This window comes from Streptomyces odonnellii (assembly GCF_000981895.1).
Taxonomy (GTDB): Bacteria; Actinomycetota; Actinomycetes; order Streptomycetales; family Streptomycetaceae; genus Streptomyces; species Streptomyces odonnellii.
The window spans coordinates 1-21,394 of record NZ_LATD01000205.1 but is presented as its reverse complement, the minus strand read 5'-3'; the positions used below and the strand labels follow the sequence as shown (position 1 = coordinate 21,394).

Genomic DNA, 21,394 nt, shown 5'->3' with positions numbered 1-21,394 from the left:
GAGCCCCCCATGGCCTGGTTCGCAGGAAACCGGATCACCGCCCAGAAGCTGCGGGACACCACACCGCACACCGTCGACTGGGCCGTCATCACAGCAAATACGGACCCGATCACGACGGAGACCGTGTTCCTGACCAGCAGCAGCGTGGTATTCAGGACCGGCCGCGCGTACCGGATCAGCTTCCGGGGGCTCCTTCAGTCGAACGGCACCGCCAACAACGGCGGACGGTTCCGCCTCCGCAAAACCAACGTGTCCGGCACGATGGTCAGAGAATGGTGGGACGTCCCCGCGTTCGCCTCGACATCCGGCCGGAACTTCAACGTGGACCTTTCCACAGTGGCCACGAACACCACCGGCACGGACATCACGGCCGCCCTCGCGGTATCCCTCCTCCGCGACTGGGGCAGCGACAACATCCTGATCGCCGCCTCCGCAGGCACCCCCGCCAGCCTCCACATCGAGGACATCGGCGCCGCCGCCACGGTGGCCGGCGCCCAGTCCATCACCTGACCCACCCGCACCCCGAGCCCCGAGCCACCGGCCGGGGCTTTCCTTATGCCCTGGGAGGGCACATGCCTGAGCAAGGTTCCCAGCCGCCCCGGCTGTTCACGCTGGAGCGCGACATCGACATCACTGGCGTCTCCGGCACCGGCACTGTGGCCGACGGCGTCGTTTGGCCGGACGGTACCGTCGCGATCCGCTGGCGCGGCGAGCACCCGAGCACCGTGGCGTGGCTGTCCCTGGCGGATGCCGTGGCAGTGCACTGCCACGTCGGCGCGACGCGCATCATCTGGGCGGAGAGCTGACATGGCCACACCGCTCACCGCTGAGAAACTCCTCAAAGCCCTCAAGGACGAGGGCCTGACCGTGGTGGAGCACCGGAGCTGGCGCACCCACAACCGGAACCACAAGGGTCCGTGGGGGCCGCTGCACGGGGTGATGATCCATCACACGGTCACTGAGGGCACGGGGGCCTCTGTCGACCTCTGCTACAACGGTCATTCGACGCTGCCGGGTCCGCTGTGCCACGGGGTGATCGCCAAGGACGGGACGGTCTATCTGGTCGGCAACGGCCGGGCCAATCACGCGGGTTCCGGGGACGACGACGTCCTCGAGGCCGTCGTCGACGAGCGCGCGTTGCCGGCTGCCAACGAGGTGAACACCGACGGCAACCGTTATTTCTACGGCTTCGAGGCCATCAACCTGGGCAATGGGACGGACCCGTGGCCGGCTGCCCAGTTGGAGGCGATCGAGAAGGCCTCGGCGGCGATCTGCCGGGCGCACGGCTGGACCCACCGCTCGGTGATAGGGCACAAGGAGTGGCAGCCGGGCAAGATCGACCCGCGCGGCTTCACCATGGACTCCATGCGCGAGCGGGTGGCCGTCCGGCTCGCCGCCGGGAAGCCCAAGCCCCCGGCCAAGCCGCCCGTACCGAAGCCCCCGGCGAAGTACGAGCCGTTCCCCGGTGCCGGTTTCTTCGCGGCCGGCCGCCGCAGCGCGATCGTCACGGCGATGGGCAAGCGGCTGGTGGCGGAGGGCTGCGGCCGGTACAAGGTCGGCCCGAGCCCGGACTGGTCCGAGGCGGACCGCAACTCGTATGCCGCCTGGCAGCGCAAGCTCGGCTACTCGGGCAGTGACGCCGACGGCATCCCCGGCAAGACGAGCTGGGACAAGCTCCGCGTCCCCAGCGTCTGATCTCATCCTGCGGCTGTCCGCAAACCGACAAGCATTTTCACTTTCGGGGCATCGCGAAAGTGACGCCCCCTCAGCAGAACGGAGCAACACCATGGCTGCACCTGTAGAGAAGAAGGTCACCGTCGCGTCCGCTGCGGCGTTTCTCGGTTCGACCGGGCTCCTCGCCGTCCTCGCCGCAGTCCAGGACAACGCCCGCCTGGTCGAGTTCCTGCCGGACGGGCTGTCCCCGTTCGTCCTCGCGCTCGTCCCGACCGCGGTCACCTTCGTGGCCGGGTGGAAGGCGAAGCACACCCCGAGGACTGGCCTGCGGTGACCGCGCAGCACGATCCCGGTGTCCACATCGGTATCGGGGAGATGTACCGGGAGGTACAGAAGCTGGGCAGATCCGTCGACCGCATCGAGAACAAGCTCGATGAGGTTCTCCGAGAGACGACCGACATCCGCGGGGACGTCGCCGACCATGAGACCCGCCTCCGTGTCCTCGAACGCGGACGCTGGCCGCTGCCCACCCTCGGCGTCCTCGCCGGGGTGGCCGGCAGCGCTACCGGCCTGATCGCTCTCTACCGTTGATCCTGCACGTACAGGCGCCCTGCTCTCCTCCGGGAGGGCGGGGCGTTTTCTGCTGTCTCCCCATCGATCACAGGGCGGTCGTACTCTGGCCGTACGCGAAGACAGGAAGGGGCACCAGTGGATATCCCCGGAGACCTCAGCATCCCCGAAGACCTGGCCGTCGGCGAACGAATCAAGGTCCTACGCGAATCGCGGGGCATGTCGCGTACCGTGCTGGCGGGCCTGTGCGGTCGCGGATCGGACTGGCTTAAGAAGATCGAGTCAGGACAGCGGGACCTCGACTCGCACACTCTGCTCATGCGCCTCGCCGCCGCGCTTCAGCTCTCCGACCTGTCGTTGATCACGGGCGGGGCACCCGAGATCGCGCAGCCCGTACCGCTCGGCCGACTCACGCATCCCGGGATGCCGGCCATCTGGTCTGCCGTAATGAACCGTGTGATCGCCCCGCAGCAGCAGCCCGTTTCCGTCGTCGCCCTCCAGGCCCGCATCGATCAGGCATGGCAACTGTGGCACACCTCCGGCCATCAGCGCACTGAGGTCAGCGCTCTTCTCCCCTCGCTCATCCGGGAAGCGGACGGCGCTGCCCGCGCTCTTGAAGGCGAGGACCGGCGGGCCGCGCATGTCGCTCTCTCTGACGTCTACCGGCTCACCGGCCAGGCGACCGCGTACGTAGCCCCTGCGGAACTAGCGTGGGTGGTGGCGGACCGGGCGCTGTCCGCGGCGCAGATGGCCGATCATCCAGCGGCTATCGCTGCGGCAGCGTGGAACATGGGCAACATCCTGCGGGAGACCGCATACCCGGAGGAGGCTCTGCGCGTAGTCACGGAGGCCGCCGACCTGATCCGCCCCCACCTCAGCACGGCGCCGGACGACTGGCGTGGGATCTACGGGGCACTCCAACTCCACGCCGCGGTGACGAGCGCGAGGGACGGCCGGGACGGAGACGCGTGGCGATACTGGGACGCGGGCGACCAGGTCGCCAAGTCTCTCCCAATCTCGTACGTTCATCCGTCCACTGTCTTTGGGCGGGCCAACGTGGACTTCCACCAGGTCAGCGTGGAGGTGGACTTGAAGCATTCACGGCAGGCACTCAACGTGGCTGACGACCTTGACCCTGATGTCATGCCGTCGCTGGAGCGGCGTGCCCGTCTGTGGGTGGAAGTCGCGCGCGGGCACATGCAGCGGGGGGACCGGACGGCGGCTCTGCACGTGATGCAGAAGGCGCGCGAGATCAGTATCGAGACGCTCGCATACACCCCGTCCGCGCGCACCGTTGCCTCGGATCTGTGGAGGCAGGCGCCCCGTTCCATGCGTGCGGAGACAGCACAACTGGCCGAGGCAGTCGGCGTCTCTACCGCCGGGTAAGAGGGGCGGATTGGGGTGGGGGGACAATCTGTCCCCCTTCTGATCAGCCGTGCCCCCTACGGTGACGGTCCGTTTGGACCTGACCCGTAGGGGGCTTTCATGTCTGCCGCGATCTCGCACGCGTCGCCGGAGCGCGCCTTACCGACCACCGATCTGACGACCGGTGAGGTACGCGTGCCACTGCGCCTTCTCAGCATTGACCGTCTCCTGGCGGTTGCGCCGCTCGTGCTGTCGCGGCGCGAGGCCGAGCTGCTCCGCGACCGCCTGGCCGAGCTGCTCCTCCCCACGCCTCACTCTGTGAGGACCCAGCCGTGAGAGAGAGCGGGACCACCACGGCCGAAGACATCCGAATCACCATTGAGCGCGCGCACCGGATAGGGAACGAGCCGAGCAAGCGCGAAGACCTGTCCACGGTCCTCGCTGACCTCCGGGGGCACATCGGATTGCTGCTGCCGGCGGCTCAGGCGTACGCCGATCAGGTGTGGCGTGGAAGCCAGGAGTGGTACACCCTCGCCACGCGCCTCCACCGGATCGGAAACGAGGCCGAAGAAAGCCTCTGCGCCGGAGCACTGGCCGCCCATGTGCAGGTCAGACAGCACACGGTGGACTGCGAATGGCTACTGGAGCGCTTCGGCGCAACGCTTGCTGAAGCGGAGTCGGCACGGTGACGATCTGCGCCACGGGCCAGCACGACTTTCCGTTCGAGGACGAGACCGGGGCCCACTGCCCCGAGCACGGCGTGACCTTGGTGTGGAAAGCTCCGCCGCTCACGGACGCCGATCTCGTGGGCGGTGACGGGCCGACCCGCACTCCGCGCCCGGCTCTTGGTCCGGCGCCGTCGCAGCATCCCCACTGACTCCCGCCCGCCGCTGACATCCTGCGGTGGGCGGGCCCGCCTGACTTCCGAGCCCGCCCCTGATCCACTCCAGCCCTACCCTGTCCCCCCGGCGGGAGGCTGGAGTGAGGAGCCCCAGTCACCTGTGTGACTGGGGCTCCGCTGCGTTCTGCACGCCTCTCGGGATCCCCGTTGTGCCGCTCACGCGCCTGCGGGAGAATGGGTGAACTGCCTGGTCAGCCAGCCTCCGTGGAGGGGGCCGTGCGTGAGCGGTGCGTGAGCGGAGATCCCGGAGCGGCCCGGAGTAGCCGGAGTGAACCGGTGGGCAAACCAGGCATACCGCCAGGCATCCCGGAGTAGCCGGAGCGTGTCAGAGTAGCCGGAGTAAAACACACGGACTCATAATCCGTCGGTCGTGGGTTCGAGTCCCACCCGCCCCACCGGCACGGGTTGTCGGAAAAACGATCTGACCTGCGTGAACGTAACCATGGGGGCCACCGGGTAAACCGTGACCGCTCTCATTTCACCCTAAGACCAAGATCAAGTAGGTCAGCGGTGACTCGCGTGTCGCGGCGGGGGCGAGGGGGCCGCGAGGACCGTGCGCCCCCCGATTGGCGGCTTCCGGTCCTCGGTCTGTTCTTGTACGGAGATCTTGAACGCGGGACCTTGTGCGCGGGGATCTTGTATGCGGCGATCTGTGCCCGGGACGCCGGAGGGCCCGTCGGCGGCGGGAACCCGTTGGAACCTGGCGGTCATGGCTCTGGGGGGCGAGCGGAGCCCGGCCTAGCGTGAGCGGGCCGTCCCGTCACGCCCCAGGAAAGAGCTCATGCATGCAGTACCTCATGCCCATCGGCATCGCCGTCCTCTACGTGGTGCTGATGTCTCTCATCCGCGAACCGCACCGGCGGCGGTTGAACGCCGTCATGGTCGCCGGAGCCGGTGCCGCCTATCTCAGCGGTGGCGGTCTGGGCGGCTGGGAGTTCGCGTTCACCGCGCTCATGACATACGTCGCCTACCGCGGTCTGGACTCGTGGACCTTCGTCGGCATCGGCTGGCTGCTGCACACCGCCTGGGACGTCGTTCACCACCTCAAGGGCAGCCCCCTGATCCCCTTCGCCCACAACTCGTCACTGGGCTGCGCGATCTGCGACCCGGTCATCGCGCTGTGGTGTCTCTGGGGAGGCCCCGCGGCGGGCGGGGAGATTAAGGGCTTCCGGGGGGTCTCGCACGAGGTGTTCGGCCGATTGGGTGGTAAACGGGGCGAATCAGTGGATATATGAGGTCGGCGGGGCACGCATGGGGTGTTCGCATCACCTGACGTAGGAGTTTCATATGCGTATCCGTACCGCGCTCGCCGCCACCGCCCTCGCCGCCACCGCCCTGCTGGGTGGCGCCGGTTCGGCGCTCGCTTGCGAAGGTCATGACGCGACCGTCGCGGCGAGCGGCTTCCACAAGGAAGGCGGCGTGGGTTACTACGAGAATCTGGGCGGGCCCGCGGGTATCACCCATGCCGGCTCCGCGTCGCACAAGGCCGGCGGCTGGTTCGGCTTCCTGGACGCCTGATCTCCGTACCGCCGCTGATGCACCGCCCCCTGCGCCCGGCGCCGGGGGCGGTGGCATATCCGGGGGCCTCACCGCTCAACTCCGCTGAGAAATCACGGCATTGAGTGAATCCTGTGATCGGGTGCCCGAACCGTGTCCTATGCTGACGCGAACGCGGCCGAGGGTGCCGTACGGACATCCCGGGGAGCAGATGGAACCCGCCGTCATCGGGGCGCGTCTCGCGTCGAGCGTGGTGAGCCCGCTGATCAGGAAACTGTTCCTGACCGACGGTCCCGGTGCCGGACTGGTCGACAAACCCATCAGGGTCTCCGGACTCGTATCGTTCCGGGGCGAGAAACGCACGCTCTCGGACAAGGACCTGCACAAGATCTCGGAAGAACTGGTCAGACGGGCCGCGCAGTCGACCGGTGTGGAAGACCTGCTGCCCAATTTCGAGAAGCGGGCCGTAGCCAATGCCGTGGCCGATTCCTTACGGGTCATGGGAACGCTCGACATGGACGACGTGCAGGCCGTGAGACTCGGCCATCTCGGCCTTTCCCGGCATCTCAGATCCCAGAGCAATACGGCCACACTCGGACTGTCGAGCGACGCGGTCACCCTGCACGCGAGCGTGATGAACACCGCTTGTCTGCACATTCTGAATTTCTTCACCCAGCGGTCGACCTTCGTGCCCCGCACTCTGCTGGAACAGAGCCGCAGTATCGAGGAACTGACCCTGAAGATCGACTCCTTGATCGCCCGTGCGCCGTCCCCCGCGGACGGGCCCTTCGAGGACCGGTACGCCCGCTACATCGCCGCCAAGCACGGCAGGCTCAGCATTTTCGGCCTCGATCTGTCCGGGTCGCCGGAGTCCTGGCGGCTCGACACCGCGTATCTCAGCCTGGACGCGGCGGGCGACGCCACGAACGCCGTTCCCGCGCTGCTCTCGGCCGACCATGTGCTGGCCGGCCGCAACCGCGTACTGCTGCGCGGGGTCGCCGGCTCGGGCAAGACCACCCTCGTCCAGTGGCTGGCCGTCTCCACGGCACAGAAGTCCCTCGACGAACACCTGCTGTATCTCTACGGACTTGTGCCGTTCGTGCTTCCGCTGCGCACGCTGACCAGGGGCGGGGCGACGCTGCCGGCGCCCGACGAGTTCCTGTCCGCGGTGGACTGTCCCATCGCCGGTCTCCAGCCTCCGGGCTGGTTCGACCGGGTGCTGCGGTCCGGCCGCGGGCTCATCCTGATCGACGGGATCGACGAGATCCCGGAGGACGACCGCAGTGACGCCCGCCGCTGGCTCCAGGAACTCATCGGCACCTATCCCGGCAACCGCTGGCTCGTCACGTCCCGGCCCGCGGCGGTACGGGAACACTGGCTGGTGAGCGACGATTTCGCCGAGCTGGATCTCGCGCCCATGAGCCGCGACAATGTCGCCGAGTTCATCAAGAGATGGCACAAGGCGGCCGGAATCAGTGACCAGTACGCCAATGAACTCCTGCGTGCCGTCCGCGCCAAACAGGATCTGGGCAGGCTCGCCACCAATCCGCTGATGTGCGGACTGATCTGCGCGCTCCATCAGGACCGCCGCGGCTATCTCCCCGAGGGCCGCAAGGAGATCTATGACGCGGCGCTTTCCATGCTGCTCTTCCGGCGAGACCGGGAGCGCGGGGTCTACAAGTCCGGCTCCGTTCACATCAGCGAGGCGCACCATATCCAGCTCATCCAGAAACTCGCCTACTGGATGATTCGTAACGGCCGTTCGGAGATGGACCGCACCGACGCGGTCGAACTTCTGAGGCAGGCGCTGCCGACCATGCCGAAAGTCGCCGAACAGGGGACGGCCGAGGAAATCTACCGGCATCTGCTCATCCGCAGCGGGCTGTTGCGTGAACCGAGCGCGGATTCCATGGACTTCATCCACCGGACCTTTCAGGACTATCTCGGGGCCAAGGCGGCGGTGGAGGGACTCGACTTCGACTTTCTGATCACGAACGCCCATCTCGACCAGTGGGAGGACGTCATCAGGATGGCCGTGGCCCACGCGCGGCCGACCGAGCGGACCCGGCTGCTCACCGGTCTGATCCGGCGTGACGACGCCTCGCCCCACGGGATGAACCGGCTCCATCTGCTGGCCGCCGCCTGTCTGGAACACGCGACGGAACTGGATCCGGCGGTACGGGCGGAGGTGCAGCAGCGGGCCGCGGCGCTGATCCCGCCGCGCTCGGCGGACCAGGCGCGTGCGCTGACCGAGGTGGGTCCGGTCGTACTCGATCTGCTGCCGGGGCCGCGGGAACCGGCGTCCCCGGAGGTGCTGCCGCTGAGCGAACAGTCCCGGGCCGAGCGTCAGTCGCTGGTCCACGAGGCGTACTTCACCGTGCTGGCCGCCACGCGTATCGCGACCGACGCAGCCATCACCGTGCTCGCGCAGTACCGCGGCCACCCGGATCTGCGGGTACGGAACGAACTGGTGCGCGCCTGGAACCGGTTCGACACCGATACGTACGGACAGGAGGTCGTCGCCCATCTCGCGGAGGAGCAGCTCTACTTCCCGGTGTCGAACATGAGGGAGCTGCGGGCGCTGTACAGCTTCGGCGGGCGGTCCCGTATCAAGATCTCCGGCGAGTTCACGACCGCCGACTTCGTCAACACGTGCCGGACGGACCGGCTCACACATCTGTGGGTGGAGGCGGACATGGGGCGCACCTGGCGGTGGCTGCACAGCTTCCCCAACCTGCGCTCACTCACCATCGAGACCCTGCATCCCCATATCGACGTCAGCACGCTGGCGCAGGTGGTCTCCCTGCGGACGGTCCGGCTGCCGGAGGAGACTGTCACCACCGGTACCGATCTGCTGCCGCCGTCCATGACGGTCGTGCATGAGCGGCTGAGCGCCGTCTGACGGGCGTTCGGGGCGGTTCCACCGCGTGACGAACCTGAATCCGGGAACCTGACTCCGGCTGTCTGGCCGAAACCATTCCGTGGGTTGGCGGCGTCCCTGTCTTCGCCCGCACCGGAGAGGCTTTCAAGGAGCCTCACCATGCTTCTTCACCACGCTGCCCAAGGGGACTGATCCGATGACGCGCACCCGTACTCGCACCCGCTCCGGTAGACACACCGTCAGACGCACCCGCCCGCTGCGGGCGGTGGCCATGGCGCCCCTGGCCCTGGTCGCGGTCCTCGCGCTCCAGGGATGCCAGGCGCTCGACGACGAGCCCGACCCGGCTCCGACCGCGAGCGATTCCGCGAGCAGCCCGACGGTGCCGGCGGAGCAGCCGCCGGAGGAACCCGCGGCGAGCCCGGCTGAGAGCCCTTCGCCGAGCCCGGTGGACATCGGCGATCCCTGCGCGATCGTCACGCAGGCGGAGGCCGAGACGCTGGCCGACTCGAAGCTCAACCCCGCCAAGCCGCTTGCCGAGACGTGCACCTACACCGGCCTGGCCTCCGGCCCTTCGGCCCAGGTGGAGGTCTTCATCGCGGACACCGCGCGGAACTACCTCGACGCCGAACGCGGCATCGGCCATGACCTGAGCCCGCTCTCCGGCATCGGCGAGGAGGCGTATCTGGAGGACGGCTCGGTCTTCTTCCGCACGTCCGAGCAGTGGTTCTCCATACGGCTCGTACGCTCGGTGCCCCCGGAGGAGACCCGCAAGCCTCTGGAAGACCTGGCCCGTACGGTCGCCGGCCGTCTCTGATCCGGTCGCCCCCCACCCCTGGGCCGCCGGGGCCAGGGGTGGGGGGCGACGCCATGTTCTGTGGCTCGGAACTATGGGCCGTCCACATGGTCTGACCCCTGAGCGGCGCTGACGATGTGCGCCATGGCAGTGATGGAGCGTACGGGTCGAGCCAATCGGAGGGGATTCATGCGGGTGAGAACAGGTGTCACCGTGGTGGCCGCCATGGTGCTGGCGATGGTCACGGCGACCGGGGCCGGGGCCGCGCCGCCGGGATCCGCGTCCGTGTCCGCGGCATCGGAGAAGGCCGCGGCATCGGGGAAGGAAGGGGCGCCGTGCGGTGGGCGCGAGCGGGTGGTGGTGCCCGGGGCCGAGTTCCAGACCACGGCCTGTCTGCCGGATCTGACCAGCACGGCCCTCGCCGGTACGCCGTACACCGACTCCACCGACTGGTCGCCGCTCTTCGCGCAGGGCACCAAGAACCCCACCGGCGTGCCCGGTGTCCAGATCGACGGCTACTTCCCCGACTCCTCGCGGCTGAACGCCACCCATGGCTGGAAGCACGACGCGCAGTTCGTGATCCGGCTGCCCGACCGCTGGAACGGCGGGCTCGTGGTGACCGGCGCGCCCGGCACCCGTAAGCAGTACTCGCTTGACCCGCTGATCTCCGACTGGGTGCTGGCCCAGGGGTACGCCTTCGCCTCGACCGACAAGGGAAACACCGGCCCCGACTTCTACACCGACGGCACCCGGCCCGGGGACGCGGTCGTCGAGTGGAACCGCCGTACCACCGAGCTGACACGCGCCGCCCGCAAGGCCGTTCAGCGCGCGTACGGGCACGCCCCGCGCCGTACGTATATGACCGGGACGTCCAACGGCGGCTATCTGACCCGCTGGCAGCTCGAGAACCATCCCGAGCTGTACGACGGCGGAGTGGACTGGGAGGGCGTGCTCTGGACCGGGGGCGGCCCCAATCTCCTCACCTACCTGCCGACCACGATCGCGTACCAGGCGGGGCAGGCGGGGGCCGACGAGATGTACGAGGCCGGCTTCGCGCGGGGCAGCGAGTTCCTCTGGCCGTACCACCAGACCGCCTACTGGGGGCTGACACAGAAGGTCTACCGGGCCGAGTTCGACCCCACGTACGACACCAACTGCCCCGGTGCCTCGGCCGGTTCGACGACCGCGGAGATCCTCGCGCCCTGCGCTTCGGACGCTTCGTACGACTACGCCTCCCGGCCGCGCTCCGTGCACCGGGCCGTCGAACGCGTAGCGCTGACCGGCAGGATCGGCAAGCCGATGATCACGCTCCAGGGCTCGCTCGACACACTGCTGCCGATCGCCACCGACTCGGACGTCTACACGCGCATGGTCAAGGACCGGCACCGGGCCGGACTGCACCGCTACTACACGGTCGAGGGCGGGACGCATGTCGACGGGCTGTACGACAGCTATCCGGACCGGCTGCGTCCGATCCTGCCGTGCTACCGCAGCGCGTTCACGGCGCTGACCCAGTGGGTCGAGCGCGGGGCGGCGCCGCCGTCGAGCCGTACCGTACCCAGGCCCGCCTCCGGGGACGTGGTCAACTCCTGCGTACTCTGAGCCGGGTCCCCCGTCGGGGCCGACGTCCTTTCGATTCCTGTCAGGAGCACCGTGTCCGCGCTGTCGCACCGGCTTCTCTATGTCACCGATCTCGGCTACGAGGCCAAGGGGCGCAGGTACTGCGACGAGGACATCCGGCTCTCCGCCCGGCTGCGCCGCGACTTCGACGTCGCGCTGTGCCATCCGCTCGACGCGGCGCGGCTGATGGGGTCCTTCGACGCGGTCGTGGTGCGCAACAGCGGGCCGGTGCTGCACTACCAGGAGGCCTACGACGCCTTCCGTGAGCAGGCGCGCGCGGCCGGGACCCGGGTCTACAACCCGCTCACCGGACGGGCCGACATGACGGGCAAGCGGTATCTGGCGGAGCTGAGCGCCGCCGGATACCCGGTCATACCGACCGTCGAGCGCGCCGAGGACCTCGGGCTGCTGCCGGAGGCGGAGATGTACGTCGTGAAGCCACGGGCGGGCGCGGACTCGATCGGGATGGAGTTCGTGCCGGGGGAGCGGCTGGCGGACCTCGTCCTCGGCGAGGTGCTGGTGCAGCCGCGGATACCGTTCCGCTACGAGGTCTCGTTCTATTTCGTCGACCGGGATTTCCAGTACGCGCTGTACGCGCCGGATCCCGGGCGGCGGTGGGAGCTGGAACGGTACGAGCCGGGGGCCGCGGATCTGGAGTTCGCGCGCCGGTTCATCGACTGGAACACGCTGGAACACGGGATACAGCGCGTGGACGCCTGCCGCGCGCCGGACGGGGAACTGCTGCTCGTGGAGCTGGAGGACCTCAATCCGTATCTGTCGCTGGACCTGGTGGACGAGGGGACGCGGGAGGCGTTCGCGGTACGGATGACGGCGTCGCTGCGGGATGTGCTGGGGTGAGGAAGGCCGGGGTGGGGGAGTGACGGACGCGCGTGCGACGGTCCGCGTCCGCGCGGCGCTCGACGTGTGAGCACGTGTGAGCGTTGAGCATCGCGGGTTTCAGCGGGGGGACTCCCAGGTCAGGGTGGTGTCCCGGGCGCCGTCCTCGCGCAGGCCGTCGTCCCTGACGGTCAGCCGTACGCCCGTCCGTCCGTCCGGCAGCTCCGCCGTCGCGTCGACCTGCACCTCGATCGCCGTCACGCCCTCCCGGCGGTGGGCGGCGGCGAGGGCGCCGCGCAACTGGGCCAGGAGCCGGCGGCCGACCGGTTCGCCGACGAGTGTGTCCACCGGGCCCGTGAAGTGGACGGACGGCCTGAAGCCCAGCAGGACCGCCGCGCCGTCCGTCTCGCGCAGCACCTTGCCCCGTACGCTCGTCGGCGCGTCGGCGGGCGGCTGCTGGAGCGCGAAGATGGTGGTCCGTACCTCCTGGATGGTGGAGTCCAGTTCATCGACGGCGCGGCCGAGCAGTTCGTCCAGGTCGGTGGTGGCCGCACGTCGTCTGGTCGACTCCAGCATCATTTCGGTCGCGAAGAGGCGCTGGACGACAAGATCGTGCAGATCGCGGGCGATCCGGTCGCGGTCCTCGTACACCGCGAGCCGCTCGCGGTTGTGCTGGTGGTCCGCCAGTACGAGCGCGAGCGCGGCCTGCGAGGCGAACTGGGTGGCCAGCAGCCGGTCCACCGCGCTGTACGGGCGGCCGCCGTGCCGGCGCGGCAGGGCGAGGGTGCCGATCAGCTTGCCGCCGCTCTGGAGCGGCAGCATCATGCTCGGGCCGAAGCGGGACCGTACATGGGTGGTCATCCGGGGGTCGGTCGACGAGTCCTCGATGAAGACGGGCTCGCCGCCGAGGAGTTGGACGAGCACGGGGGAGCCGGGCTCGATGACCGTACCGACGATGCCGGCCGGGTCGCCGACGGTGGACGCGGCGACGATCTCCATCCCGCCCTCGTCGGTGGGCTGGAGCACGACTCCGGCGTGGGCGTCGGCGAGGAGGCGGGCGGCCTCGGCGACGGTCATGAGCGCGTCGGCCGCGTTCTCGCCGCGCAGGAGTGCTGTGGTGACGGCGGCGGCGCCCTTGATCCAGCGCTCGCGACGGCGCGTCGATCCGTACAGGCGGGCGTTGCCGATCGCGATACCGGCCTGCGAGGCGAGTACGCCGAGCAGTTCCTGGTCCTGCTCGGTGAAGGGGCCGCTCCGCTTCTCGGCGAGATAGAGGCTGCCCAGGACGACGGTGTCGACCTGGACGGGAACGCCGAGGAAGGAGCGCATCCGGGGGTGGCCGGGGAGCTTGCCGGAGAACCGGGGGTCGGCGGTCAGATCGTCCAGCCTGATCGGCCGCGCGTCCTTGATGAGCGCGCCGAGGAGGCCGCCGCGGCCTTCGGGGAGGCGTCCGATGCGCTTGCGGTCGCTGTCGCCGAGCCCGGCGGTGAACAGCTCGGTGAGTCGGCCGCGCTCGGGGTCGACGACGCCGAGGGCGCCGTAGCGGGCGCCGATGAGTTCGGTGGCGGTGTCGACGATGTGCTGAAGGGCGGGCCGCAGCTCGAGCTCGGTCCCGATCCCGAGGACGGCCTCCAGCAGAGCGGGCAGCAGGGGCTCGGCGGCGATGTCGTCGATGGGGGTGCCGTCCCCGGACACGGGCCTGGCCCGCTCGTCCCGGACCGCGGGGCCGGTGTCGACGGGGTTCCCGGCGGGGTCCGTGGCGGGGTCGCCGGCGGGGTCCGTTGGGAACCCCGCGGGGTCCGTGGCGGGGCCCTTCGCGCTTCCGGGGCCCGCGTCGTCGGTACCGGAACCCGCGTTGTCGGGCGCTGGGCCCCGGGCTCCGGGCGCCTGGCCTGGGGTTTCGGGCGCCGGGCCTCGGCCTCCGGCCGTCGGGCTGGCGGTTTGGGCCGCTTGGTTTGTGGCCTGGGTCGCCGATCCCGTATCGCCGGTGCGCTCGCCCGGGTCCGTCCCGGCCGTTGGGGCCGCGTTGTCGGCCTCTGGGCCTCGGATTTCAGGTCCTGGGCCCTGGCCTGCGGCCGTCGGGCTTATGCCCTCGGGCCCTGGCTTCTTCTTCCCGGTTTCGGGGGCCATGTGCCCTGAGGCCTTGGCCGCGCCGTTTCCGGGCCTTCGAGCCGCCGGTCTCCGGCCCCCGGACGCCCGGCTTTCGGCCGCAGGCCCTGGAGCCGGAGCTGGATCGAGCCCGGCCGTCGGCCTCGCGGCTTCCGCTTCCGCGCCCGTCCGGCCCGTTCCGCCCGTCCCGCCGGGCCCCCGGGCCTCCCCCCTGGCCCCTTCGCGGCTCTCTTTCGTCATCGCAGTGCCTCGCCTGCCCGTACGCCGTCGGCCGCGGGCCCGCGGGCGTGATCGGTCAGCGGATCACCGGGAGCGGGTTCAGGACCATTGGCTGGATCTTTCCCTCCAGCATGGCACCGAGGCCGAGTACCGCGCAGATGTCGGGGCGTTCCGCGATCGCCACCGGCATGCCCGTGGCGTTGCGGAGCATCTCGTCGAGGCCCGGCATCAGCGCGCTGCCGCCGACCATCGTGATCCCGCCGTCCGCGAGGTCGGCCACCAGATCGGGCGGGCAGTCCCTGAGCACCTTGCCGATGCCGTCGAGCACGGCCGTCAGCGGGGAGTAGATCGCGTCCCGTACCGCCGCGGTGTCCACCAGCACCGAGCGGGCGACGCCGGTCGCCACGTCGCGGCCGTGGATCTCGGTGGTGCTGGGACCGTACGAGGTGAGGCCGTTGTCGCTGAGCGCCACTTGCAGCGGGCGTACGGACTGGCTGGGCAGCAGCAGCTCGTGCTGGTGCCGCAGATGCTGGATCACCGCGTGGTCGATCGCGTTGCCGCCGACCGGGATCCGCTGCGCCGTGACGATCGCCCCCAGCGAGAGCACCGCGACCTGTGTGGTCGCCGCGCCGCACACCATGATCATGGTCGCGGTGGGCTGTTCCACCGGCAGTCCGCAGCCGACAGCGGCGGCGATCAGTGTGTCGACCAGTTCGACCCGGCGCGCACCCAGGCCGACCAGCGTCTCCACCGCGGCGCGCTGGGCGAGCGGGTCGCTGTCGTGCGGGGTGGACGCGGCGGCGCGCAGCCGCGGCTTGCGGCGCAACTGACGGCGGAGCTTGTCGCCGAGGAGATGACGGAGCATCCGCTGCGCCATCTCGATATCGACGACCGTCCCGCCCGAGACCGGCCGGACGACCTTGATGTAATCCGGGGTACGGCCCGTCATCTGTTCGGCGAGCGCGCCCACCGCGATGAGCGCGCCCGTACGGGTGTTCATGGCGGCGACGCTCGGTTCGTCGACCACGAGCCCCGCCCCTTTGACAAAGACCCGGGTCCTGGCGGCCCCCAGGTCGACGGCGATATGGCAACGTCGCAACTGCTCAAGACTGACGGTCACGGCAGGGTCTCCCGAGAGCGCTGATGGGGTCACCGGCGGCCGCCGGCCCTGTTCGCATCGTGCGGCGACGGCCCCCGCCGCGCGCGCTGGGCTGCGCCGCTCGGCCGTACGTAGTTGACGCCCTTCCGGAGCGCCTCAGCGGTGTGCCGGACCCCTCCGCCGCCGGTCGGTCCTCAGGCGCCGTACGGGCCGTTCCGCTCCGCGTACCAGCTCTGCAACAGCCCCCAGGTGAAATCCGCCACGCCGGGACCGCCACCCGGGAGAGTGAACGCCAGCCGCATCCGGGTCGGGGCGGTGCCCTGCATCGGCCGGGCCGGCGGAAACGCCCGCGCGACCTCGTCGACCGTGCAGGACCACGGGCGCAGATCCTCGCCGGTGCGGAGTTCCGGGCCGGGCTCCCCCGGTGCCCGTACCAGCCACTCGTTCCAGACCGCCCCGCCCGGCGCCACCATCACCTCGAACCGCAGGCCGGGCCAGAGCGGTACGGGCCAGAGCAGGGCGTCGCACTCCAGATCACCGACGGTCCGACGGAAGGTCAGTTCCGGTTCGCCGAGGACGGAACGGTAGCGGGACAGCGCTCCCCGGGCGCGGGGCGAGCGCACCATCGCCTGCCAGCGGCGGTTCGCCTCGCGCATTCCGGCGAGGGAGACGCCCAGTTCCTTCCGGGCGTCGTCGACGAGTTCCGGCTGATGGTCGGCCATGCGGCGCAGCAGGACGAGCTGGAAGTCGAGCGGGCCGAACGGGGCGCCTGAGGCACTGGAGGCGTTGGACGTCATACGGGCCATCCTGCCGGGTGCGCACATGCTGGTGCGTGCGCGGAGGGGAACGGCGCAGGCCCGGACCGGGTCCGAGCGAGCCGCGAGGACCCGGCCCGAGACACGTGTGCGGTCCGGGCCGAGGCGCCTGTGCGGCCCGGTCGGGGCGTCCGTGCGGACCGGGGCCAGGCATGTCGCGCGGACACAGTCCGACATGGGGCGGCATGGACCGGCATAGGCGGACCCCGGGTGCCGGTCCGCGAGTGGCCGCGAGATGGATTCCTGGCGCGACACGCCTGGGAATGGGCAGTTCACACAAGACCCTCACAGGCTCGTCTATGCGCGTCGCCCCTGCCCCGCATAATCTGCGGGGCGCCATGGACTACTGCGACCAGTGCCGACGGCACCTCAACGGAGCACTGGCGTGCGCCGGATGCGGAACCCCCGCCGAGGTGCTGGGGCGCCAAGCACCCCCACCTCCCGGGCCGCACCACAGCCGCCGCCCGGGACAGGGCGCCGGGGGCGAAGAAGATCACGGAGAGTACGGGGACGGGGACGCACCGGAGGATGAGCTGGTCCTGACCGGCCGCCATCCCGAGCCGCCGGAACCGTCCCGGCGCCGCACGTCCTCGCGCCGCCGCAAGGCCGCGTCCCGTCCACGTACCAAACCGCGCCGGGCGCGCAGCAAGCGCGGACGCAGGGTGCTGATAGCCGCCTTGGGCGTGGTGCTGGCGCTCGCCACGCTGAGCCTGGCCGAGCTGGCCATGGAGTCGTCGGATTCGGACCGGGCCACCGCCGTGAAGGAGGAGAAGCCGGTCGACTTCGACGGCGGCCCCGACGACACGGAACGGCCCGCGGACCCCTCCGATCCCGGGCCCGCGCCGTCCGAGGAGTCCGGTACGGGTGGTACGGGCGGCTCCGCGAGCCCGGGTGCCAGTGGCACCGGTGGTGCGGCGGGTACGGGGGAGCCCGGCGACGCCGAGGCATCCGCGCCGCCCGCGGAGTCGCAGGACGAGTCGGGGGAGGACAGTCCGGCCCCCTCCGAGTCGGGCTCACCCGGCCCCGGCGGTTCCGCACCCGGGTCGCCCGGCCCTTCGCAGCCCACCGGGAGCCCCACGTCGGGCAGTCCGACGACGACACCGGCCCCGCCGCCACCGCCCGAGCCGGACCCGGAACCGACCGACAGCTGCTGGTTCTTCATCTGCCTGTGACCCCGGCACCCCCGTTTGTGGCCCCGGCACCCGAGTTCTGACCTCGGCACCCGAGGCACACCCGCGAGAGGTATGCCCGCGAGCGGTACGCCTGCTACGCCGCGCCCTCGCCCAGCATCCGCCTCAGCAGGTCCCTCAGCACCCGCCGTTCCTCCTCCGACAGCCCGGCGAGCGGCTCCCGCGCGAAGACCCCCAGTGAGTCCCGCAGCAGCGCACCGGTCACCCGCCCCCGCTCGGTGACGGCAGCCAGCTTGACCCGCCGGTCGGCCGGATCCGGGCGGCGTTCCACCAGTTCACGTGCTTCGAGCCGGTCCACGATGCCGGTGACATTGGACGGCTCGCACTTGAGCTTCTGCGCGATCCGGCGCATGGGCATCGGCTCCAGGGAAAGGAGCGCCAGTACGCGCGCCTGCGCGCCGGTGAGGGAGTGCTCGGCCGCGGCCCGGTCGTACTCCTCGTAGTAGCGGGCCACGGCCGCACCGATCAGCTCGATGACGTCGAGGGTCAGTGGGTCCGCGCGTGTAGTGGCCATGGTCACGAGCATAACCATTTGCTTGACAGCATGAAATATTCAGCATCATCGTTGTTTCAGTTACTGAAGTATTTTGGGCATCGGAAAAATGATCGTTACTCTGAGCCGATAGGCTCGTCTCAGGCCGTCGTGGTCCGTGGGCGCGAGCCGCGGCGTACAACAGGAGGAACGCAGCGCATGAGCATCCAAGAGATCGATGTCCTCTACACCGCCGTCGCCACCGCTGAGAACGGCCGTGACGGCCGCGTCTCCAGCGATGACGGCAAGCTCGACGTCGTCGTCAACCCGCCCAAGGAGCTGGGTGGCAGTGGCGCCGGGACCAACCCCGAGCAGCTCTTCGCCGCCGGTTACAGCGCCTGCTTCCAGGGCGCGCTCGGTGTGGTCGCGCGCAAGGCGAAGGCCGACATCTCCGGCTCCACGGTGACGGCCAAGGTCAGCTTCGGCAAGACCGAGGCCGGCGGTTTCGGCCTCGCGGTCGAGCTGACGGCGTCCATCCCGAATGTGGACGAGGTCACCGCCAAGGACCTGCTGGAGCAGGCGCACCAGGTGTGCCCGTACTCCAACGCGACCCGCGGCAACATCAAGGTCGAGCTGTCGGTCGCCTGACCCACAGCCGCACCGCGGCTCCCTGACGGCACAGCCGCACAGCGGCACCCTGAACAACAGCGCGTACCGCACCGCCCGAACGACTTCCGCACCTGAACGACCGAGGGCCGGACCCCACTTGGGGCCCGGCCCTCGGGCTCTGAGTAGCAGGGCTCCGGCCAGGAGCCCGACGGCCTTCGGCCTTACGCCGCCGAAGCCAGCAGCGCCCGGCCCACCTGCGCGAACACGCCCTTCGGGTGGTCACGGAAGAGCGGTTCGGTACCGAACAGCACAACCGGCGCGCCCTGCGCGGACGTTCCGCTCACGATCGAGGCCTTGCCCGCCGCGTCCGTGGGACCGCCCGTGCCGCTGCCGTTCGCCCGCCAGTGGCCCGAGACCAGCGGGTTGCCGCCGCCGTACGACTGGTCGGCCCGCACCCCCGGCCCCAGGTCGGTGAACCAGCGCGGCGAGTAGACGAAGGTGTGCGGTAGCGCGCCGCCGGTGACCGGGCCGCCCGCGTTGGTCACCCGTACCACCCCGTTGGCATCGCCGCTGCCCGCCACCGCCCTGGCCGCGAGCAGGCCCGCCGCCGTGTTGAAGGTGGCGCCGGCCGAACCGAGGCCGACCACTCGGCCGCCCCCGGCGAGGAATCCGTTCAGCGCCTCGCGCGCGGCCGGGTTGAGCCCGCTGTACTGGAGGCCGGAGGAGACATACAGCGCATCGGCCGCCGACCAGTCGAAGCCCGCGTTCAGCACCGCGGTCGACACCGGCACCACATCGAAGCCCATCTCGCCCAGACCGGCCAGCTCCCCGGGCGTCACCGCCGCCGCGACCCGCGTACGGTGCAGCGCGCCGGTCCCCTTCTCCTTCGTCGCCGCGAAGACGACGCCGTACCGGTCGGCAAGGACGACGGCCTGGCGGCGCGCCGACGAGGGCACGATCGCGGAACCGTCGGCGGCCCGCCGTACGCTCACTCCTTGCGCCAGCAGGGAGTTGAGGGCGGCCAGCTCCTTCGGGTCGTCCAGGCGCAGCAGCAGATCGCCATGGCCCCGGCTGCCGCCCGCCACCGACCCGGTGGGCGCAGCGGAATCGACCGTACGACCGGGCAGGGGCAGCCCGCCGCTCACCGTCGCCACCTTGTCGACGCTCGCGCCCCACAGCAGCCCAAGGCTCCACCCCGAGATGTCGTACATGGTGGAGACATCCGCGCTGATGTCACGGCCCTCGGACAGGATCACATTGGCGATCCCGCGCTTGGACTGGTGCATGTCGACGACATACGAACCCGCCGGATACGAACGCCCCGCCAGCCGGAAGCCGGCGACCGCCCGCTCCACCCGTACGTCATTCGCGATGAGGTGGTCCACCAGCCGGGCCGCCGCGGTCGCGGAGCGCTGGCCCTCGCCCGCGGGGATCACATAGGCCCGCGGGAAGGTCGTCGTATACACGTCCTCAGGACCGATGCCCGGCACTCCCGGCACGGTCTCCTCGGAGACCGGCCGCTGTGCCTCGCCGGCCGCGCCCCGCCGGAAGGTCTCGATCTGATCGGCGATCAGCGATGTGCGGTGCTCGTAGGTGTAGGTGAGGGTCGCGCGCATCGCCGCGCCCGCGACATCGGTGTTGATCGCGGACCGGCGGCGCAGTTCCTCGACCGGGAGTGAGTCGTACGACGCGTTGTTGACGCGCATGGGGATCTCCACGGTGTGCGAGGCCACCGCGCCCTGGAACGCCATGTACTGCGGAGTGAAGATCGGCGGCCAGTCGTCCCAGCCCTCCTGCTGGTCGCGGAAGGGGATGACGGGCGGCTCGACACCGTCCTTCTCGGGTGTGTAGCCGAGGTCGTTCACCGCCTTCTCCATGCCGAGGGCGTTGGCGTAGGTGTTCTTCAGGAACAGGTCGTACTCGTAGTTCTCGCCGTGCGGCGGAGTCGTCGGCTCGATCAGCGTGCCGTTGACATAGCCGTGCAGATCGAGCATCACGGCCGGCTGCTTGTCGATGGCGATCTGCCGCATCGCGCGCGTCTCGGGCTGCGAGCCGGTGATGAAGTCCCGGTTCAGATCGAAGCTGTTGCCGTTGGCGCGGGTGCCCGCGATCCGGCCGTCCGGATTCGCGGTCACATTGAGATAGATCCGGTTCCTGGCGAGCAGATCGCCGGTCCTGGCGTCCTTCGCCTTCGCCAGCTCCTCGATGAGCTTGAGGGCGGCGTCGGTGCCCTCCCACTCGTTGCCGTGGATGTTGTTGTTGATGAAGACCGGGGTCTTGTACGACGACTTGATCCGGCGGTCCTTGGCGGCGGACGCGGGGGAGCTCTCGATCAGCTCGCGCATCCGGTCCTGCTCGCGGGCCTCGTGCGCGCTTTCGGGGGCGGTGACGGTGACGAGATACAGCTCGTGTCCGCCCGCGGAGCGGCCCGTCACCTCCACGCTGACGCGATTGCCCAGCTTCTGAAGGGCGTTGAGGCGGGGTGCGAGCGAGTGGTACGGGGTGAGGCCGAGCTTGATCGCCTTGTCGGCCGGGTTCTCGGGGGGTGCGGTGAGGACGGTACGGCGGGGGTAGCCGCCGTTCTTGTGCGGCGTGGGGGCGCCAGGACCGGAGAGAGTCGAAAGAGGAGCGAGCGGGGCGAGCGCGCTCAGGGCCGCGCCGGAGACCGGGGCTTCCTTCTCCCGCACGGGGTGCGGCCAGGGGGCGGGGTGCCCGGGCTGTGGCGGTGGCGGGGAGCGGGGCG

General features: G+C 70.1%; 21 protein-coding genes. 15 read left to right on the top strand and 6 right to left on the bottom strand.

Annotated features, from left to right (window positions below):
- The first annotated feature begins 9 nt into the window (after positions 1-9).
- From WH07_RS19825 to WH07_RS19800, 6 genes are all read left to right on the top strand, one after another.
- Positions 10-510 (top strand): hypothetical protein, encoded by a 501-nt coding sequence (locus WH07_RS19825; protein WP_046501612.1) that lies wholly within the window; start codon positions 10-12, stop codon positions 508-510.
- 62 nt (positions 511-572) lie between these two features.
- The gene (locus tag WH07_RS19820; RefSeq protein WP_046501610.1) at positions 573-806 is read left to right on the top strand and encodes a hypothetical protein; all 234 of its coding nucleotides are present in this window, start codon (positions 573-575) and stop codon (positions 804-806) included.
- 1 nt (position 807) lies between these two features.
- Positions 808-1,695: a peptidoglycan-binding protein gene (locus tag WH07_RS19815; RefSeq protein ID WP_046501608.1), complete on the top strand. Its 888-nt coding sequence runs from the start codon at positions 808-810 to the stop codon at positions 1,693-1,695.
- Positions 1,696-1,786: 91 nt separating this feature from the next.
- A complete protein-coding gene (locus tag WH07_RS19810) occupies positions 1,787-2,008 on the top strand; it encodes a hypothetical protein (RefSeq protein ID WP_046501606.1) in 222 nt (73 codons plus the stop codon).
- Positions 2,005-2,265, top strand: a complete 261-nt coding sequence (locus WH07_RS19805) for a hypothetical protein (RefSeq protein ID WP_232788978.1) — start codon at positions 2,005-2,007, stop codon at positions 2,263-2,265. Before WH07_RS19810 ends, WH07_RS19805 begins: the two co-directional genes overlap by 4 nt.
- Before the next feature lie 117 nt (positions 2,266-2,382).
- On the top strand, positions 2,383-3,630 hold the full coding sequence (locus tag WH07_RS19800) for a helix-turn-helix domain-containing protein (protein ID WP_046501603.1): 1,248 nt from the start codon (positions 2,383-2,385) through the stop codon (positions 3,628-3,630).
- A 138-nt stretch (positions 3,631-3,768) separates the two neighbouring features.
- On the opposite strand, the gene WH07_RS39860 is transcribed toward WH07_RS19800, so the two are convergent.
- A complete protein-coding gene (locus WH07_RS39860) occupies positions 3,769-3,924 on the bottom strand; it encodes a hypothetical protein (protein ID WP_157877388.1) in 156 nt (51 codons plus the stop codon).
- Positions 3,925-3,941: 17 nt separating this feature from the next.
- On the opposite strand from WH07_RS39860, the gene WH07_RS19790 reads away from it, so the two are divergent.
- The 7 genes from WH07_RS19790 (at position 3,942) to WH07_RS19755 (ending at position 12,159) form a co-directional block, all read left to right on the top strand.
- Complete coding sequence (locus tag WH07_RS19790; protein WP_046501599.1) at positions 3,942-4,298, top strand: DUF6415 family natural product biosynthesis protein; 357 nt, start codon at positions 3,942-3,944, stop codon at positions 4,296-4,298.
- 997 nt (positions 4,299-5,295) lie between these two features.
- Complete coding sequence (locus tag WH07_RS19780) at positions 5,296-5,745, top strand: DUF6010 family protein (RefSeq protein ID WP_046501595.1); 450 nt, start codon at positions 5,296-5,298, stop codon at positions 5,743-5,745.
- Between the two features lie 52 nt (positions 5,746-5,797).
- Positions 5,798-6,028, top strand: a complete 231-nt coding sequence (locus tag WH07_RS19775) for a hypothetical protein (RefSeq protein WP_046501593.1) — start codon at positions 5,798-5,800, stop codon at positions 6,026-6,028.
- A 190-nt stretch (positions 6,029-6,218) separates the two neighbouring features.
- Positions 6,219-8,909, top strand: a complete 2,691-nt coding sequence (locus tag WH07_RS19770; protein ID WP_046501590.1) for an NACHT domain-containing protein — start codon at positions 6,219-6,221, stop codon at positions 8,907-8,909.
- A 175-nt stretch (positions 8,910-9,084) separates the two neighbouring features.
- The gene (locus WH07_RS19765) at positions 9,085-9,702 is read left to right on the top strand and encodes a hypothetical protein (RefSeq protein WP_046501588.1); all 618 of its coding nucleotides are present in this window, start codon (positions 9,085-9,087) and stop codon (positions 9,700-9,702) included.
- A 168-nt stretch (positions 9,703-9,870) separates the two neighbouring features.
- Positions 9,871-11,283 (top strand): tannase/feruloyl esterase family alpha/beta hydrolase, encoded by a 1,413-nt coding sequence (locus WH07_RS19760; protein ID WP_079023372.1) that lies wholly within the window; start codon positions 9,871-9,873, stop codon positions 11,281-11,283.
- 51 nt (positions 11,284-11,334) lie between these two features.
- Positions 11,335-12,159: an ATP-grasp domain-containing protein gene (locus WH07_RS19755; RefSeq protein ID WP_046501586.1), complete on the top strand. Its 825-nt coding sequence runs from the start codon at positions 11,335-11,337 to the stop codon at positions 12,157-12,159.
- Between the two features lie 99 nt (positions 12,160-12,258).
- On the opposite strand, the gene WH07_RS19750 is transcribed toward WH07_RS19755, so the two are convergent.
- The 3 genes from WH07_RS19750 to WH07_RS19740 form a co-directional block, all read right to left on the bottom strand.
- Complete coding sequence (locus WH07_RS19750) at positions 12,259-13,833, bottom strand: GAF domain-containing sensor histidine kinase (RefSeq protein WP_046501585.1); 1,575 nt, start codon at positions 13,831-13,833, stop codon at positions 12,259-12,261.
- A 709-nt stretch (positions 13,834-14,542) separates the two neighbouring features.
- Entirely contained in the window at positions 14,543-15,586 is a 1,044-nt protein-coding gene (locus WH07_RS19745; RefSeq protein WP_046501582.1) for a rod shape-determining protein, read from the bottom strand.
- 173 nt (positions 15,587-15,759) lie between these two features.
- Entirely contained in the window at positions 15,760-16,371 is a 612-nt protein-coding gene (locus WH07_RS19740) for a hypothetical protein (protein ID WP_046501579.1), read from the bottom strand.
- Positions 16,372-16,679: 308 nt separating this feature from the next.
- Between WH07_RS19740 and WH07_RS39855 the strand changes: the two genes are divergently transcribed.
- Positions 16,680-17,552 (top strand): SCO2400 family protein, encoded by an 873-nt coding sequence (locus tag WH07_RS39855; RefSeq protein ID WP_157877387.1) that lies wholly within the window; start codon positions 16,680-16,682, stop codon positions 17,550-17,552.
- A gap of 94 nt (positions 17,553-17,646) precedes the next feature.
- Here the strand turns inward: WH07_RS39855 and WH07_RS19725 are convergent, their stop codons facing one another.
- A complete protein-coding gene (locus WH07_RS19725; RefSeq protein ID WP_046501624.1) occupies positions 17,647-18,084 on the bottom strand; it encodes a MarR family winged helix-turn-helix transcriptional regulator in 438 nt (145 codons plus the stop codon).
- 177 nt (positions 18,085-18,261) lie between these two features.
- Between WH07_RS19725 and WH07_RS19720 the strand changes: the two genes are divergently transcribed.
- Positions 18,262-18,690, top strand: a complete 429-nt coding sequence (locus WH07_RS19720; protein ID WP_046501572.1) for an organic hydroperoxide resistance protein — start codon at positions 18,262-18,264, stop codon at positions 18,688-18,690.
- Between the two features lie 182 nt (positions 18,691-18,872).
- Here WH07_RS19720 and WH07_RS19715 read toward each other — a convergent pair.
- A partial coding sequence (locus tag WH07_RS19715) for a M14 family zinc carboxypeptidase (protein ID WP_046501623.1) occupies positions 18,873-21,394 on the bottom strand: 2,522 nt, incomplete at its 5' end.

Excerpts from the sequence above, each read along its gene's own strand:
- WH07_RS19825 (WP_046501612.1), top strand. The coding sequence starts at position 10 with ATGGCCTGGTTCGCAGGAAACCGGATCACCGCCCAGAAGCTGCGGGAC.
- WH07_RS19815 (WP_046501608.1), top strand. The coding sequence starts at position 808 with ATGGCCACACCGCTCACCGCTGAGAAACTCCTCAAAGCCCTCAAGGAC.
- WH07_RS19765 (WP_046501588.1), top strand. The coding sequence starts at position 9,085 with ATGACGCGCACCCGTACTCGCACCCGCTCCGGTAGACACACCGTCAGA.
- WH07_RS19810 (WP_046501606.1), top strand. The coding sequence starts at position 1,787 with ATGGCTGCACCTGTAGAGAAGAAGGTCACCGTCGCGTCCGCTGCGGCG.
- WH07_RS19770 (WP_046501590.1), top strand. The coding sequence starts at position 6,219 with ATGGAACCCGCCGTCATCGGGGCGCGTCTCGCGTCGAGCGTGGTGAGC.
- WH07_RS19775 (WP_046501593.1), top strand. The coding sequence starts at position 5,798 with ATGCGTATCCGTACCGCGCTCGCCGCCACCGCCCTCGCCGCCACCGCC.
- WH07_RS19740 (WP_046501579.1), bottom strand. The coding sequence starts at position 16,371 with ATGGCCCGTATGACGTCCAACGCCTCCAGTGCCTCAGGCGCCCCGTTC.
- WH07_RS19760 (WP_079023372.1), top strand. The coding sequence starts at position 9,871 with ATGCGGGTGAGAACAGGTGTCACCGTGGTGGCCGCCATGGTGCTGGCG.
- WH07_RS19780 (WP_046501595.1), top strand. The coding sequence starts at position 5,296 with ATGCAGTACCTCATGCCCATCGGCATCGCCGTCCTCTACGTGGTGCTG.
- WH07_RS19725 (WP_046501624.1), bottom strand. The coding sequence starts at position 18,084 with ATGGCCACTACACGCGCGGACCCACTGACCCTCGACGTCATCGAGCTG.
- WH07_RS19820 (WP_046501610.1), top strand. The coding sequence starts at position 573 with ATGCCTGAGCAAGGTTCCCAGCCGCCCCGGCTGTTCACGCTGGAGCGC.
- WH07_RS19720 (WP_046501572.1), top strand. The coding sequence starts at position 18,262 with ATGAGCATCCAAGAGATCGATGTCCTCTACACCGCCGTCGCCACCGCT.
- WH07_RS39855 (WP_157877387.1), top strand. The coding sequence starts at position 16,680 with ATGCGCGTCGCCCCTGCCCCGCATAATCTGCGGGGCGCCATGGACTAC.